The 16,851-nt window shown below is 61.9% G+C and carries 13 protein-coding genes; 11 read left to right on the top strand and 2 right to left on the bottom strand.

Translation table 11 applies throughout. The features are described 5' to 3' along the window. Window positions 1–34 precede the first annotated feature (34 nt). Complete coding sequence (locus EA472_RS03455; RefSeq protein WP_124190117.1) at window positions 35–1,390, top strand: APC family permease; 1,356 nt, start codon at window positions 35–37, stop codon at window positions 1,388–1,390. A 409-nt stretch (window positions 1,391–1,799) separates the two neighbouring features. Here the strand turns inward: EA472_RS03455 and EA472_RS03450 are convergent, their stop codons facing one another. Then, on the bottom strand, window positions 1,800–2,603 hold the full coding sequence (locus tag EA472_RS03450; protein WP_124190116.1) for an ABC transporter ATP-binding protein: 804 nt from the start codon (window positions 2,601–2,603) through the stop codon (window positions 1,800–1,802). A gap of 253 nt (window positions 2,604–2,856) precedes the next feature. Between EA472_RS03450 and EA472_RS03445 the strand changes: the two genes are divergently transcribed. The 10 genes from EA472_RS03445 (at window position 2,857) to EA472_RS03400 (ending at window position 15,292) form a co-directional block, all read left to right on the top strand. Next, the gene (locus EA472_RS03445; protein ID WP_124190115.1) at window positions 2,857–3,957 is read left to right on the top strand and encodes a hypothetical protein; all 1,101 of its coding nucleotides are present in this window, start codon (window positions 2,857–2,859) and stop codon (window positions 3,955–3,957) included. Between the two features lie 21 nt (window positions 3,958–3,978). After that, window positions 3,979–4,803, top strand: coding sequence for an ABC transporter permease (locus tag EA472_RS03440; protein ID WP_124190114.1), 825 nt, complete (start codon window positions 3,979–3,981; stop codon window positions 4,801–4,803). Between the two features lie 76 nt (window positions 4,804–4,879). Continuing rightward, complete coding sequence (locus EA472_RS03435; protein ID WP_124190113.1) at window positions 4,880–5,695, top strand: ABC transporter permease; 816 nt, start codon at window positions 4,880–4,882, stop codon at window positions 5,693–5,695. 222 nt (window positions 5,696–5,917) lie between these two features. Further along, window positions 5,918–6,883: an amidohydrolase family protein gene (locus tag EA472_RS03430; protein WP_124190112.1), complete on the top strand. Its 966-nt coding sequence runs from the start codon at window positions 5,918–5,920 to the stop codon at window positions 6,881–6,883. A 93-nt stretch (window positions 6,884–6,976) separates the two neighbouring features. Next, window positions 6,977–8,449 carry an FAD-dependent oxidoreductase gene (locus tag EA472_RS03425; RefSeq protein ID WP_124190111.1) on the top strand — a complete coding sequence of 491 codons (1,473 nt, stop codon included), beginning with the start codon at window positions 6,977–6,979 and terminating at the stop codon, window positions 8,447–8,449. 177 nt (window positions 8,450–8,626) lie between these two features. Beyond that, window positions 8,627–9,523, top strand: coding sequence for a VOC family protein (locus EA472_RS03420; protein WP_165874810.1), 897 nt, complete (start codon window positions 8,627–8,629; stop codon window positions 9,521–9,523). A gap of 163 nt (window positions 9,524–9,686) precedes the next feature. Beyond that, the gene (locus EA472_RS03415; protein ID WP_124190109.1) at window positions 9,687–10,721 is read left to right on the top strand and encodes a dihydrodipicolinate synthase family protein; all 1,035 of its coding nucleotides are present in this window, start codon (window positions 9,687–9,689) and stop codon (window positions 10,719–10,721) included. A gap of 2 nt (window positions 10,722–10,723) precedes the next feature. Then, the gene (locus EA472_RS03410) at window positions 10,724–11,974 is read left to right on the top strand and encodes an Nramp family divalent metal transporter (protein ID WP_124190108.1); all 1,251 of its coding nucleotides are present in this window, start codon (window positions 10,724–10,726) and stop codon (window positions 11,972–11,974) included. Window positions 11,975–12,273: 299 nt separating this feature from the next. Beyond that, window positions 12,274–13,335: a TAXI family TRAP transporter solute-binding subunit gene (locus EA472_RS03405; RefSeq protein WP_124190107.1), complete on the top strand. Its 1,062-nt coding sequence runs from the start codon at window positions 12,274–12,276 to the stop codon at window positions 13,333–13,335. 70 nt (window positions 13,336–13,405) lie between these two features. Continuing rightward, window positions 13,406–15,292: a TRAP transporter permease gene (locus EA472_RS03400; RefSeq protein WP_165874809.1), complete on the top strand. Its 1,887-nt coding sequence runs from the start codon at window positions 13,406–13,408 to the stop codon at window positions 15,290–15,292. Window positions 15,293–15,364: 72 nt separating this feature from the next. On the opposite strand, the gene EA472_RS03395 is transcribed toward EA472_RS03400, so the two are convergent. After that, on the bottom strand, window positions 15,365–16,822 hold the full coding sequence (locus EA472_RS03395) for an aldehyde dehydrogenase family protein (RefSeq protein ID WP_124190105.1): 1,458 nt from the start codon (window positions 16,820–16,822) through the stop codon (window positions 15,365–15,367). Window positions 16,823–16,851 lie beyond the last annotated feature (29 nt).

The following is a 16,851-nucleotide window of genomic DNA, read 5'->3' as shown; positions in this document are numbered from 1 at the left end:
ATGTATAAGGGACATAAGCTCACTATCCCCACACATGTCCGGAGAGAATACCGCAAAATTAGCAACGATCGGGCTCGCAGGTGCCGTGGCGTGGATCATCGGACTCAATCTCAGTAGTTCGCTCTGGGTTATCCCAGCGGTCGCGGTGAACATCACGGGTACGTCGGCGGTGACGTCGATGTTGATCGTCGTCATACCGGTTATCCTGATCCTGCCCGCGTACTTCGTACTGGTGAGATCCGAACCGACCAATCTCGGCCACTTCAAGTATCCCGCTCGCTATCTGAGCGACAATAAACATCTAAACCAATTTCTGACCACAGCGGGAACGTTCAGTTTCTTCGCCACCGTTTCGATGTTCGCTCTCCCGCTCGGGGCGATCACCGCCGGCGACTTTCTGAACACGGTTTACTCGCCGATCTCTCCGATACTCTACGCAGCAGCGGTGATCGTCCTGGCGTACGCGACTAACGCCCTCGGGGTTCGGATCGTCGGCATCGTCGAGATTTTCTTCATCTCGCTTCTGTTCGTTGCGGTGCTGCTACTCGCCGCTGGCGGGTTACAGCATATGGAACCGGCTAATTTCGATCCGTTCTTCGCAGGCGAGACGGTCACGTACATCGCGACGTGGCCCCTCGTGTTCACCCTGGCCGGCGGGGCGCTATTCGCTATCGATCTCGGCTCCGACATTCGTGACGGCGCTCGGAACGTTCCAATCGTGTTGGCTCTCGGTATCCTGGGCGTCATGACCCTCAGTGCCGTCGTGACGCTGATCGTGGCCGGAACGGTTCCGCACGACGAACTCGCCGGCGAGACGGTGGCCTACGTAGCGTCGCAGATCTTGAGCGGCCCGGCGTTCGTGTTCACCGCGATCTTCGGAGCGCTGTTCGCATCGTTCTCGACCCTCGTCGCCGCGATGACTCTCACGGGGCGGTATCTGGCGGAACCCTCCCAGTTCAACGTGTATCCCGAGTCTCTCGCGACGGAAAACCGGTTCGGGGAACCGATGTACGCGCTGACGATCTCGTTCGTGATTGCGATCGTGTTCCTGTTCCTCGGATTGCCGTTCCAGATGCTGATCGCCGGCTTCACCTTCTCGTTCCTCTTTCTCTACTCGCTGGTGACGATCTCGGGTATTCGGTACGTCAAGAGATACGCGGACCAGGTCGAACGAAATGACGCGAGCGGGTCGTTCTTCACCAGTCCGAAGGCCGTGACCTGGGGCGGTTTCATCGCCCTTCCGATTTACGCCGTGTTCTTCGTCTTCCTGGCCCTCGAGAACCCGGTCGCATTCGGTGCGTGGTTCGCCACCTTGCTCATCGGCGGCGTCTACTACCTGGTGCGGAGTCGGGTGACAGAAGAGATGCCAACCGGGATCGACTTCGCATAGGAGACGAACGTTTTCAACATCCTTCAGTCGGTTTCGAATTTCACCGTTACTCGCTCCCCGGTCGACCGAGAAAGCGTACCGAAACTGCGCGAGATGACACCTACGGCAGGAGCCGTCGCCGTATCTCGGCTGATCTTTTGCACCCGTAATCGACGACGAGTACCGCCCCCCGACGTTCTCCAGGAGTCGTCGAGACATGGCACTCTCGGTCGCGAATGAACGGCCAGCACGCCCGTTGCTGGCCGCTCGAGTGCGGCGGTGAGTGAATCGTTTCACCGACTAGTATAGAAGTATCCTCTTCGGCCGTCAGGCGCACGCAGAAACGAAAATTGTTCCGGGTCCAGCAACGATCGCCAGACGGCACCGAACGATCGGTCGGCCGGGGTACGAGAAGCCGAAGTACGAACGGTTAGTACGCGTCCGCGCTCGCCGTTTTCTTGATCGCGTGGAACTCCTCGATCGCGTGCTGCTGGAAGGTGAGAAACTCCTCGGAGTCGACGGTACGCGGCCGCTCGAGGTCGACCGAGATGTCGCTGTAGATCTCGCCGTCGCCCAGCATCAGTATTCGGTCGGAGAGTTCGACCGCCTCGGTGATGTCGTGTGTAACGAAGAAGACGGTCTTTCCGAGATCGGACCAGATGCTGATCAACTCCTTTCTCAACTCGGCCGCCGTAATCTCGTCGAGGTTGCTGAACGGCTCGTCCATCAGCAGAATTTCGGGATCGATGCTGAGCGCGCGTGCGATTCCGACTCGCTGTTGCTGACCGCCGGACAACTGCGTCGGGAACTTGTCGTACTGTCCGTCCAGTCCGACGAGGTCGAGATACTCCTTCGCGAGTTCCTCCGAGAACGAATCGTTGTCCTCGTGGACGAACTCGATGTTCTGCACGCACGTATTCCAGGGTAACAGACGCGGTTCCTGGAACACGTGTCCGAGGGTGATGTCGTCCCCGGTCGACGATTCGAACCGTACGCGGCCTTCGGTCGCCTCTTCGATCCCGCTGACGATCGAGAGGAGCGTCGACTTTCCGCTCCCCGATCGACCGATGAGCGTCACGAAGCTTCCCTCGTCTATGGTGAACGAAACGTCGTCGAACACCCGTTCGATGCCGTTTCTCGTCTCGTATTCCTTCGCCAGTCCTTCGACGTGGATCGACGCCGACGACGGCGTCGTACCGGCGTCGCCGGAGGTTGAGTGTTGCTCGGAGTTCATGGAAGACCCGGTAGTTGATTGCAAGTCAGTAATTACCACGGTCGTATAAAACACTTCTGTCAATCGGCATTATCGGATCCGGATCGACCTCCCATTCGGACAGCACGCTGGCGCCTGACGGCCGACCGGCGACCGTGCCCGGACCTCCCCATCCATAGGCGTAAACCGTCGACGGGTGTGGAAGTAATCGTCTCGATGTTGTGTAGAACTTTTATATGATGAGCGCATCGAGCTAGACACGTCATAGCGAACCATGACAGAGAGAACCACTGATGTTCGCAGTCGGCGAACGGTGCTGAAAACAATCGGTGCAGGCACGGGAGTTGCTGCTGTTAGCGGGTTAGCCGGGTGCCTCGGTGACGATGACGACGAAGCGATCGATCTCGTGTTCAGTCCGGGTGGGTTCAAAGAGATCACGCTCACCGAACTGCAGGAACGTGGGATCCTGGAGGAGGAATTCGATGATCGCGGCTACGACGTGAGCGTCTCGTCGTCGACCGAAAACACCTCCCTGTACGCGTCGGAAGAGGCCGACATCGTCGACGTGAGCCCGCTCGAGGCGGCACAGCTCGGGACCGAGCGGGACATCCAGACGACGGTCGTTTCGGTACTCACCCCCCCGTACCCGGGTCTGATGGTACGGGCGGACAGCGAGTACGATCCGGACGTGTCCGGAAGCCTCGAGGAGTCGATGCAGCTTCTGGCGGACGACGGGCTGTTCGCGATCGGGTCCTGGGCGGGCGGCGACGTCCCGAAGTACCGGGTGATCATGCCGGAGATGTTCGACCTCTCGTTCGAGGAAGACGACGGGGATTTCGAGATGACGACGGCCGATTACTTCGCGCTGCCGGAACTGCTGGCGGACGGGGAAGTCGACGTCATCTCCACGTCCGGTCACTACGGCGTTGCACCGTACATGACGGGCGACGAGCCGGAGTTGACGACCCTGTTCTGGAACATGGACATGGTCCAGGAGATGGGGTATGGAACCGGAATCCACAACGCGTGGACCGCACAGACTGATTTCGTCGACGAGAATCCGGAGGCCATGGAGGCGGTTACGGACGCCTGGCAAGAGGGCGTAAACATCCTGTACGACGAAGCCGACGAACTGTTCTTCCAGGACGAGTACATGGAGCTCATCGGCTGTCAGACCGAAGAGGAAGCTGAGTTCGTCTACGAGTGGGCGATCGATCTGACTCATCCGGAGTCGCCGGACAACTTCATCGTCTACGACGACGTGGAACTGACGGACGAGTTCGTGAGTAACGAGCGCGACTACCTCGACAGAGCCGCGGAGATCGGAACGGTGACGTCGGAGTGGGACGAGTACGTGCAGTTCGAACCGCTGTAACGAGACGATTTACGAGCAGAGATGTCGGAAAACGATACCCTCTCGGAAACGGGCGCGCTCGGTTCGATTCGGCGAGTGGTAGTAACGAACAACAAGTTCATTTTCGTCCAGTCGATTCTCTCCTTCCTCGTCATCTGGCACGTACTGGCCAACGCGTTCGGCATGGCCGACACGATATCGTCGCCGTCGCTCGTCGCGTCCTCGTTGTACGAGTTGCTGTTAACCGACGACTGGTACTACCACGTCTACGTCACGCTTCGTCGGTCGTTGTACGGATTCGTCTTCACGATCGTCGTCGGGACCGCACTCGGCGTCGCGATGGGGATCAGTCCCTTCTTCGAGAAGGCGTTCAGAGACTACGTCATCGTGGGACTCGCGCTTCCGACGCTGTTTGCCGCGGTGTTCTCCGCGATGTGGTTCGGTCTCAGCGACGTGACGCCGATGGTCGCCGGCGCGCTGATCGCGTTCCCGTTCATCACCCAAAACGTCTACGAGGGCGTCAAAGACGTCGACCAGGAGTTGGTCCGGATGGCGCACTCGTTTTCGGTCTCGAGACGACGGGTGCTGTCCCGGATCGTGTTACGATCGATCATGCCGGAGTGGTTTTCGGGGGCCAGATACTCGTTTGCGATCTGCTGGAAAGTGACGACGCTGACCGAACTGATCATCGCCCAAAACGGGATCGGATACATGATCGCACGCCAGATGTCCGTTCTCTCGTTGACCGGCGTGATCACGTGGACCGTGCTGTTCATGGTCATCATTCTGATCCTGGAGTACGGCGTCTTCCAGCAGACCGAGAAGGTAGTGTTCGCCTGGCGGGAGAAACCGGTGGTGGATCTATGAGCCACGATCGACTGCGATGCATTGCGATTCGTTCGAACACGACCGATCCCGCCAGTGCCAGGCGAGGTGAGAACTAATGTGTGCACAACTTCTCTCCAGACGCAAGCTCGCGCAGTACCGAAAACAGCTGAACGGAACGCACGCGCGGGTGAGTGGAATCCTGTTCGGTCTGCTCGCGTGGTTCGTACTCGCGTCGATCTTCCCCGCCGACCTGATGCCCTACCCGTTCGAAACGCTCGTGTTAACGGGCGAGTTGATTCAGTCGGGTGTCGCGTTCTCGCACCTGTTCGTCACCCTGTGGAGAACGCTGCTCGGATTCCTGGGTGCGTTCATCCTGGGGGGTGTGATCGGCGTGTTGATGGGCGTCTCCAACTACGGGGAGAAGTTCTTCGTGCCGTACATCGTGATCGGACTCTCGATTCCCGCGATCGCGTGGGCCGCAATTTCGACGCTCTCGCTCGGCCTGTCGCCGATGGCGCCGGTCGTCGCGACGATCGCAACGACGTTTCCGTTCATCGCGATCAACGTCTGGAAGGGAGTCCAGAACATCCAAACCGACCTCCTCAAGATGAGTTCGGCGTTCGGCGTGTCGAACCTCCGTCTGCTCCGCAGAGTGATCCTCCCGAACACCGCACCCGCGCTGTTCTCGGCATCTCGGTTCGGGCTGGCGATCTCCTGGAAAATCGTCACGATCGCGGAGATCTTCGCCTCGAGCAGCGGCGTCGGCTACATGCTCATTCGGGCGTACGAAAGCTACCAGTACGAACTCGCGTGGGCGTGGGCGGTGCTGTTCATGATCGTTATTCTGCTCATCGAGTACGGCGTCTTCCGCCAGCTCGAAAAGCGGGCATACGCGTACCGCTCGACGACCGACGTCGTGGGGGTCGCGTAACGGACCCGGCTCATCAGCCGCCATCTCTCGGTTTTACCGATTTTTGGGTTCACAGAGCGACCGAACGCCATCCGGCGAGCCCCGTCAAACCCACGACTACCGGTCGAACGACGTCCGCTCGTTGGACGGGGTGCCGGGTTGGCGACGTCGTCGATCGGATCGTCCCTGTTCTCCGCGTACCCGTACCAATATTTATGTGAGTTTACGTTCGTTGTGTAGTCAATGTCAGATCAGGGTACACGGCCGATCGTCGATTTCGGAGGTCACCTCCATCCGACCGATCCCGAGGCGTTCGCCTACTACCACGATTTCATCGAAGAGAACGACGGATCGACGATCTGTCGGGACGCGCAAGCCGTTCGACGACGGTACGCGAACGCGGCGGTCGACTACGCGGTGCTGTCACAGCCGTACTTCATGGGATACGGAGACGCCGACGAAACCGCGGCGGCAAACGACGAGTTGCTTCGCATCGTCGAAGAGTTCGACGAGTTCTTCGGGCTCGCTGCCGTCCCGACCGCAGCCGGGGGCAAAGCGGCCGCGAACGAACTCGAGCGATCGCTCGAGGCGGGCTACCACGGCGGAGCGATCGAGACGAAATCCGACGGAATCGAGCTGATCGACGACGAGCTCGAACCGGTGTTTCGCGTCGCCGAAAAGCACGATGCGCCGCTTCTGGTACACCCGAAGTTGCACGACTCCCTCCACGAAGACGTCCTCGACGACACGTGGCGGTTGAACGCGATCTTCGGCCGGGAGGTGGCGCTCTGTGAGAGCATCTGCAAGGTGATCCACGAAGGCGTCCTCGACCGACATCCCGAGTTGAATCTCGTCTACCACCACACGGGAGGAAATCTGGCGGCGATGCTCGATCGCGTCCGCCTGCAGTTGGACGACGACCTGTGGCCGGGTCTCGACGACGTGGTCTCCTACCAGGAGTTCGAAGCGGCGTTCGAGACGCGAATCTACGTCGACACGTCCGGCTACGACGGCTCCCCGGCCGTGCTCCGACGGACGCTCGAGGCGCTGCCCTCGAGCCACGTGCTGTTCGGGACGGACTTCCCGTACGAAACCCGAACACCGGAAACGTTCGAGTCGCTCGTAACGAGCGTCACGGAGACGTGTTCGGAGTCCGATTCGGAGAGGATCCTCGGCGAAAATGCGCTCGAATTGCTCGCAAACACGTGAGTGGACCGCGGGTCGCGGGATTCGAGTAACCATGCGGAGGGAGCCGTCGCGATTCCCGGGGTCGCAGCGACGCCCGTTCGCTGGGGTGGGACGATGAGCGCCGACCCAGTCGAAGGAACCGAGGAAGTCGACGTGATCGTCGTCGGCGGAGGCGGGGCCGGAATGGCGGCCGCAGCGGCGGCAGCCGAATCGGAACCGGACGCGGACGTCGTACTGCTCCAGAAGCTCGACGAACTCGGCGGCACGACGACGATGGCGATGGGGTCGTACGCCGCGGCGAACACGGATTTGCAGGCCGAACGCGGAATCGACGATTCGGCCGCAGCCCACGCGGCCGATCTCGGACGGTTCCTCCGTGCGGCGGCGGATCCCACGGAACGACACCCGATCCTCGATCGTCAGCAGGCACTCGAGGAGACCGACGATCGCCGACTCCGGCGGTTGCTGGTAGAGAACGCGGGAGAGACGCTGTCCTGGCTCGAGGATCTCGGCTGCGAGCACGTCGGTCCGTACTGGGAACCGCCACACCGGGTTCCGCGACTGCACCAGATCGTCCCCGATACCGACGCGTACGCCGACGTACTCGGCGACCAGCTGCGCGACCGCGGCGTCGAGGTGTTATTACGCACCCGGGCGAGACAGCTCGTAACCGAGAACGGACGGATCGTCGGCGTGAACGCAGAGACCGAATCCGGCTCCCGTACGATCCGATCGAGAAACGGGGTTGTCCTCGCGACCGGCGATTACCACTCCAGTCAGCGGCTACGGGAGCGGTACACGACCGACTCGGGGACGCCGCCGATAACCGAGTTCAACACCGGGGACGGCCACCAGATGGCCGCCGAAGTCGGCGCTCGCCTCGTCGGGATGGACGTCCAGTTGCTGTTTCTCCGGATGGGCGCTCCGCTCTACACCTCGCCCGACGTCGCCGCGCTCGTCGAAGACGGAGCCGTGATCGTGAACGAGCGGGGGGAGCGATTCGTCACCGAAGCGGTCGATTACGAACAGTTACTCTACGCGACGGTCGATCAACCCGGAAGCTGCCTGTACGTCGTCTTCGACGAGTCGATCGCGAGCCGGTACACCGAGTGGCCGAACTACCTCTCTACGCTCGGGAAAGACGGCAAGATGTGGGGCTACGTCGACGACTATCTCGAGTACGGCGGACTCCATCGATCCGAGAGTCTCGAAGCGCTCGCCGAGAAGGTCGGGATTCCGACGGATACGCTCGCAACGACGCTGACGGAGTACAACGACGGCGTCGAGATCGGGGCGCACGTCGTCGATCCGATGGGACGAGAGCGCACGCGTCGTCGACTTCGTGAGCCGCCGTTCTACGCGCTCGGGCCGGTGAACGCGTACGCAGGGAGTGCGGAGGGCGGAATCGACGTGACGGCGGAGATGGCCGCCCTGGACGAGGGGGGCGAACCGATCAAGGGTCTGTACGCCGCCGGTAGCGCGGCTGGCAGCGTTCAGCTCTTCGGTCACGGACACCACCTTCCGTGGGCGTTCACGACGGGTCGTATCGCCGGTCGAGCGGCGGTCGACGACCGCGATCACGACTAACGGGCGTTGGTTCGACCGTCGGCGACGTACCGAGAGGGAGAACCGATCGGATCGGTCGTTCTCGGTCTCGTCCGGGGCGACCCCACCAACCTCGCAGGTTCGCTCGCGTCCCGTTCTATTCCGGCAATATTATCCATGACATGCAATGTTATGTCACTGACCGGGAGTTCATGGGATATGCCTGGCGTCCATCGATTCGAACACGCACAGCTCGGAGTTACCGACCTCGAGGAGGCGACGGCGTTCTACACCGACGTCGTCGGGCTGGTCGAGATACGCGACGACGGCGATTGCGTGTATCTAGGATCGGGACTGGACGAAACCTTCGACATCGCGATCCGCGAGGGCGACACGGGTATCGATCACTTCGCCGTCAGGGTGGCGGACGGAGACGAACTCGAGAGCTACGAGAGCCGTCTCGACGATGCGGGTGTCGACGTCGACCGTGTCGACGGCGACGAGCCCGGACAGAACGCCGGTCTCCGGTTCGATCTGCCGTCCGGGACGCGGATGGAACTCGCCACGGTCGACGACCGGCGCTACCGGCACTCGAACGAGGTGTACGGAGACGGCCGCGACGGCGCTGCGCCGATGGGGGTCGATCACATCACGCTCGCGAGCCACCGCGTCAAAGACGACGCGACGTTCCTCGCCGACCACCTCGATTTCAGCGTTTCCACCGCGGTAACGGACGATCCCGACGCCGAGGAGTGGGGCGGGGCGTTCACGCGACGCGGAGACTACCATCACGACGTCGCGTTCCTCCCGCACCCGGATCCCGAAAGCACCATGCACCACATCTCCTGGGAAGTGAAAACGGTCGATCACATGAAGTCGTTCGTCGATCGGATCAATCAACACGGCGTTCCGCTCGAGTTCGGTATCGGTCGACACTACGCCGGAGACAACGTGTTTTCGTACTTCCAGACGCCCGGTGGAAACCGGATCGAACTCACCGCGGAGATGGCGACCGTCGATCCGAGCGCCGACACCGAGTACCTTTCCTTCGAACGGGCGATTTCGGCCTGGGGTCCGGTCAGACCGCCCGAGTCGTTCCAGGAAGACGTTTCGTAGGAGACGATCGGACGCGTTCGGAGAATCCCGGCCGATCGAGGCCGCGGCCACTTCACGGTCCGCAGACGGGTGACCGTCGACGACCGGATCCCTTCGAGAACCGTACTACTCATCCGTCTGATCTGACAAAGCATTTATTACATATGGTCACACAACCCGTGTCATGGGAGACCATGAATCAGGGGGAGCGTACGATCGGTTGTTCACCGCGCTCGTGACGCCGTTCGAGGAGGGGAGTTACGACGTCGACGAGTCGGCGACTCGAGAGCTGGTCGACTACTACGTCGAAAACGAGACGTTCGACGAGCTCGACGGCGGGTTCATCGTCAACCCCGAGGCCGGCGAAGTGTTCTACCTCGATCGCGAGGAGCGGCGACGGAACGTCGAACTCGTGGCCGAGGGCGCGGGTGACGAGTACCCCGTCTTCGCCGGCGTCTTCGGCGTGAGCCGAGAGGAAATTCGAACGACTGCACAGGACGCCCTCGAGGCGGGTGCCGACGGGTTGTTCGTGATGCCGCCGGCGGGGACGATGGAGGTGACGACGACCCTCGACGCTCGAAACAATCCGGAGGTCTGGCGGGACCACGTCGCGACGGTCGCGGACGTCGCCGACGTACCGGTGCTGGTCCACCCGACAGCGCCGATGAGCCACGAGTACGGCGAGGGACTCCCCCTCGAGTCGACGAAGGCCGTCGTCGAATCGGAGCCGAACGTCGTCGGTTGGAAGATGACCTACAACTTCAGGGGCTACGAGACGATCGCGTCCTACCTCCGGTCGCTCGATCGCCACGTCGCGATCCTCGGCGCGGAGGGGTCGCACTTCCACGCTGCCCAGGCCACCGGCACGTTCGACGGAACGGTGACCGGGGCCTGGAACTTCGCGATGGAGCCGATGCTCGAGCACGTCTCGGCCTGGCGAGAGGACGACGTCGAGCGAGCGCGTCGGATCTGGCACGAGCGGCTGTCGGATCTGTTCGGCTACGTCTACGAGACGTTTTCGCGGCTACACATCCGATACAAGCTCGCGACGTGGCTGCGGGGGCTCACGCCGCATCCGTTCATGCGGCCGCCGATGCCCGCGCCGAACGAAGCCGAAGTCGACGAACTGGATCGGTTACTTCGTGACGCGGGACTCGAGACGATCGACGAGGACCGCCAGGAAGAGACGAAGCGGACTATCGCAGCCGGAGGGATCTAACTATGGCCCAAGGTGACGCCACGAGCTCGATCGAGGACATCCGGTGGCCCTCGCTCGGATCGGCGGTCAGACGGATCGGCCCCGCGTTCGTCCTCGGTGCGGTCGCGCTCGGGCCCGGCTCGCTGGTCCTCTCGAGTATCACCGGCGCGCTGTACGGTTACCAGCTGCTGTGGTTGCTCGTGTTTTCGGGCGTGTTCATGATCGTCTTCATGGAGATCGCCTCGCGATTCGGCATCGTCACGGACGAGCCGATCTGGACCATCGTCGAGCACAAGTACGGACGGATCGCGGCCGTCGTCGGCGGGATTTTCGCGATTCTGACGTCGCTTGGGTACGAAACCGGGAACGTGATCGCGATCGGACTGGGGATGGAGGCGATCGTCGGCGGCAGCCCCCTCATCTGGGGGACCGCCGGCGCGGTCGCCGCGATCGCCCTCATCACGCTCCAGGACCTCTACGACAAGCTCGAGAAGCTCATCTTCGCGCTCATCTTCGTGATGATCGTCGGCTTCTTCGGAACGCTCGCGATCACGGGCTTTTCGCCGGGTGAAGCCTCGACGGGACTCGTGCCGTCGTTCCCTGACCAGCAGGCGGTGTTTCTCGGCATGGCAATGATGGCGACGTACTTCAGCCTCTACGCCGCGATCTACCAGACGTACCTCGTGAAAGAGAAGGGGTACACGACCGACGACATCGGTCAGTCGATCTTCGACAGCGCCGTCGGAATCACCCTCATGGGAATCATGCTCATCGCGATCATGATCACGGGCGCGGTCGTCCTCAATCCCGCAGGTGTCGTCCCGGAGTCCGCGGTGGACATGGCGGTCCAGCTCGAGCCACTGGTCGGGACGAACGCGTCGCTGCTGTTCGGACTCGGACTGTTCGCAGCGGCGTTTTCGTCGATCGTCGTCAACGCGCTGATCGGGAGCACGATGTTCGTCGACGGGCTCGGCTACGAGACCGGAATGGACAGCAAACCCGTCAAGCTGGTCGCGATCACGCTCGTCGTCGTCGCGTGGCTGTTCGCGTTCGTTCCGTCGCTGCTCGGCGAGAATCCGATCGACACGCTCATCCTGGCACAGGCGGTCTCGATCGTCGGTCTTCCGTACTTCGGTGCCGTAATTCTCATCCTCTCGAACGACCGCGACGTCATGGGCGGCTTCGCGAACACGCGGGTGCGAAACGCGCTCGCGCTGATCGGCTACCTCGCGAGCCTCGCCATCGCGGTGTACTACGCGACGTCGTTCCTCTAGCGCCACGATTTCGGCTCCCTTCGCACCTTCCCGCGTCGTCGGTGCGAATTATTCCGCGCGTCGCATATTTGTACACCCTAAGTATGTGTATTGATGTGCACGTTCTCGACGTCGCCGTCGAAACCGTTCAGCCCGATCGAGTCGCACCAACCGCCTCGAGACGTGGCGTGCGTCGACGTGGGTGGACTACCGCATCGTTGACGCGCCGCGAAACTAAACTAATATAATAATGTACCTTCCGCGGCAACATATCCACACTACGTTAGCTGTTATCAATTAGCCCCGTTGAACGACTAGTGATGACGTTCAGAGAGGGCAATACGCAAGGGTCTGGTACGCGACGATCATTTCTGACGAAAGCGGGCGCCGTGGGGGCGCTCACGTCGACCGGGCTGCTGGCGGGGTGTCTGGGTGACGAAGAGGGCGGCGAAGACGACGAGTACACGTTCGGTGCGGGGCCGTCGGACTCGATGTCGTTCGCGATGGCGAACCAGTTTGCACACAACATCGAGAGCAACTCGGATCACAGCGTCGATCTGACGTCACAGCCAAGCTCGCAGGCGCTGTCGCTCGTACTCGGTGGTGAAAACGAGATGGCGTGGGCCACGGGGTTCATCGGTCAGCAGGCCGCCACCCAGGAAGGGCCGTTTGCCGACGTCGAGATGAACTACACGCCGATGCAGATCATGTCGTACTACTACATGCGCATCGGGCTGGTGGCTCCCGTCGATTCGGACATCGAGTACTACAGCGATCTCGCCGGGGAAGACTTCGCACCCGGGCCGGCCGGCGCGTCGTTCTATCCTCCCTTCGAGATGGCACTTCAGGAGACGCTGTCCGATGACGAGATTACCCCTCGGCACATGGACGTCTCGGAACTGGCCGACGGACTGGCGGAGGAACGGGCGGTCGCCGCCGGCGGTCCGCTAAAGATGAACGGGATCATCCCAGCGTTCATGGAGCAGGCGTACTCGCAAAACGATTGTCGGTTGCTGGCCTGGGAGGACGCCGCGATCGACGCGATCCAGAACAATCCGATGTTGAGCGGCGTCTACGAATCGAACGACGAGATGGGTGACATTCAGGAGTTCACAACGTCCGACGAGACGTTCGTGGTCTCCGCCGATTTTGTCGTCTACGGTTCCGAACAGGTATCCGAAGACACCGTCTACGAGATGCTCGAGACGCTGTGGAACAACCGCGACGGTCTCGAAGAGGGCCACGCCGCGTTCGCGCCGTTCCAGGACGACGAGTTCTGGGTCGAGAACCTGACGACGGAGCTACCGGTCCATCCCGGTGCCGCGTCGTTCTACGAGGACCAGGGAATCTGGAGCGACGATTTCGACGTCGGCGAGGTCTGAACGGACGGGAGCCGTGTTCAACGTCACTATGAGTTTCCTTCGATCGAACGTAGAGCGGAGTTTGCGAGGCGTGATTCTCCTCCTGGCCGTGGGCCTGTCGATGTGGATCATCATCTTCGCGTACAGCGGCGAGTTTATTCCCCGACAGCAACACGCAAACATCGTACTGGGACTCGGCTTGTCGGTCTACTACTTCAACAACGCCCATACCCTCCTGCAGCGAGACACGCTCGAGTTGCGCGAGCGAATCTCGCTCGGCGTATCGTTGGCGTTCGCGGTCGCGATTTTGGCGCTGACCGCCTACGTACACCTGAACTACTATCGCTGGCTCGAGTCCGGGCGACTCCTCGTCTATACCGACCTCGATCTGTTGATCGGCATCGGAATCATCACGGTCGTCATCGACGCCACGTTCAGGAAGTACGGAACGATCCTGGGGCTCGTCATCCTCTTCGTGATCGGCTACGGCTACTTCGGACAGTACTTCCCCGGCGTGCTGGGACACTCGGGACTGACCGTCGAACAGATCATCAGGCGACAGACGATCAACTTGACCGGCATCTACGGCTTTCTCCTGCAGGTCGGTGCGACCTGGATCGCGATCTTCATCATCTTCGCCGGTCTCGTCGAGGGTCACCGCGGTTTCGACTTCATCCTGGATCTCGGCGAACGGCTCGCGAAACGGTCGAAGAACGCCGTCGTCCAGACGGCGGTCGTCTCCAGCATGATCATGGGTACGATGATGGGGAGCTCCGCTTCGAACGTCGCGACGACGGGGTCGTTCACGATTCCGCTGATGAAAGATCGCGGCGTCCCGCCGAAACTGGCCGGGGCGATCGAGTCCGTCGCGAGCACGGGTGGACAGATTCTTCCGCCGATCATGGGAACGGCGGCGTTCATCATGGCTGACATCATCAACGTCCCGTTCGCGGAGATCGCCATCGCGGGTCTGGTGCCCGCCGCGCTGTTTTACCTCTCGGTGGTCCTGTCGATCCATTTCATCATGGTGAAAAAGGACATCATCGGTTCCAGCGGGATCGAGTTCGAGGAGTCGGAAGAGTCCGTGACGTCGCGGCGCGAACTCGCGATAACGGGGATTCAATACGTCGTTCCGCTGGCGGTCCTCGTCTACGTGTTGATGATCCAGCAGGTCAGTCCGATGGCGGCCGGTATCTCGTCGATCGGCGCGCTCCTCGTCACCCGATTCGTCTTCTTGACCCCGCAGCGACAGACCAAACAGTTCGTCACCGACACCGTCGACGGCCTCGAGAAAGGCGGGAAGAATCTCGCTCCCTTCATGGCGATCCTCGCGTCGCTCGGCATCGTCATCAACATCATTACGGTGACCGGACTGGCACAGCGGATCGCGACCCAGCTCATCGCGATCTCCGGGGGTCAGCTGCTGGTTTTCCTCGTGCTGGCGATGATCGTCAGTCTGCTGTTCGGGCTCGGCATGCCGACACCCGCTGCGTACGTGCTCGTCGCGACGATCCTGGCACCGGAACTCGTCTCGCTCGGCGTCCCGCAGCTGTCGGCGCACCTCTTCGTGTTCTACTTCGCGCTGCTGTCCGCGATCACCCCGCCGGTCGCACTCGCGGTCGCGATCGCGTGCAACATCTCTCACACCGACTTCCTCGCGACGACGAAGCAGGCGCTGGTCATCGGCGGCGTCGCGTTCATCATTCCCTACATCTTCGTCTTCAACGACGAGATCATCTTCCTGAGCGTCTCGGAAACCGTGCCGACGCTGTTGATCCTCGTCGTCGCGATCTGGATGCTGACGAGCGCCATCGTCGGCCACAACGGACTCGGTCGGATCTCCCCCGTCGAACGGGGCATCGGCGTCTTCGTCTTCGGCCTCCTCGCGTTCCAGGCGAGTCTGCTCACGATCACGCTTGGACTCGGTATCTTCCTGGTCGCGACGATCGCCGTCCAAAAACGCGAGCAGATCCTCTAGGCCGACGCATATCCTCGAACGAATGTTCGACGATCGATTCTCTCGAGCGATCGGGAACCGAGCCGGATCGGGCTACTTGTCGAAGACCGTCCCCGCAGACTGGCCGAGCGAGACGACGACGTTTTTCAGCTGGGTGTAGTGGTCGATCGCCTGCATCCCCTTCTCCCGGCCGAGACCGCTCTTTTTGTAGCCGCCGAACGGCGCCTGCGGGAACGTCGCCGGGAACTCGTTGATCGCGACGGTTCCCGCCTCGAGTTCGTTCGCGACGCGGTGTGCGCGGTCGAGCGTGTTCGTCCACACCGCGGAATAGAGGCCGTACTCGGTGTCGTTCGCGCGATGGACGACCTCCGCCTCGTCGGAGAACTCGTAGACGGTGATGACGGGGCCGAACACCTCGTCGCACGAGATCGGCGCGTCGTCGTCCGCGTCGGCCACGATCGTCGGCTCGAAGTAGTGGCCGTCGCGGTCGACGACCGATCCGCCTGTCAGCGCGCGAGCGCCGCCGTCGACCGCGCCGTCGACGTATCGCTCGATGTCCTCGAGCGCGTCCTCTGAGATCACCGGACCGATGTCGTGGCCGTCGATTCCGGGACCGATCGACATCGACTCGGTCGCCTCTGCGAGCCGGGACGTGAACTCGTCGTAGACCTCCTCGTGAACGAAGACGCGCGTCGTCGCGAAACAGACCTGACCGCTGTTGAAAAACACCTTCAGGGTGTCCTCGATCGCGCTCTCGAGGTCCGCGTCCTCGAAGACGATGCTCGGGCTCTTTCCACCCAGCTCGAGCGAGACGGGGACGACGTTCTCCACCGCGGCCTTTCCGACCATCGTCCCGCCCGTGACCGAGCCGGTGAAGGTTATCTCGTTGATTCGCGGGTCTTCGGTGAGCGTCGCACCCGTTTGCGAGCCGGGGCCGGGGACGACGTTGAACAACCCGTCCGGGAGCCCCGCTTCGGTCGCCAGCTCCGCGAATTTGAGCACCGACAGCGGTGCCTCGGAGGAGGGTTTCGCGACGACGGCGTTCCCGGCCGCGAGCGCCGGAACGATTCCCCGAATGCCGAGCATCACGGCCGCGTTCCACGGGATGATCTGTGCGCTCACGCCGAGGGGCTCTCGCCGGGTGTAGTCCAGTCGATTACCGTCGACCGGGATCGTCTCACCCTGAATCTTGTCGCAGAGACCGGCGTAATACTCGAAGTAGCCGATCCCGTCCGTCACGATTCCCGTCGACTGGCCGATCGGTCGCCCCATCTCGCGCGTCTCGATCTCCGCGAGTTCGTCGATCCGATCCCGAAGCCGGTCGCCGACCTGCCGGAGAACGCGCCCGCGTTCCGACGCGTCGAGTCGGGCCCACTCTCGCTGTGCGTCTCGAGCGGCCTCGATCGCGTGATCGACGTCGTCTCCGTCGGCGATTGCGACGCTCGCGATGGTCTCCTCGGTGGACGGATCTTCGACGTCGAAGAGGTCGGCTCCACTACGATATGCGCCGTCGATGAACGGCCCCGTTTCGTCGGCTACTGGTGACGACATGGTCCCGAATAACCGGTTACAGATAGATA

It is taken from the genome of Natrarchaeobius oligotrophus, from assembly GCF_003841465.1.
Taxonomy (GTDB): domain Archaea; phylum Halobacteriota; class Halobacteria; order Halobacteriales; family Natrialbaceae; genus Natrarchaeobius; species Natrarchaeobius oligotrophus.
Note: the sequence above shows the minus strand (reverse complement) of the source record. Positions and strands in the feature narration are given on the sequence as shown.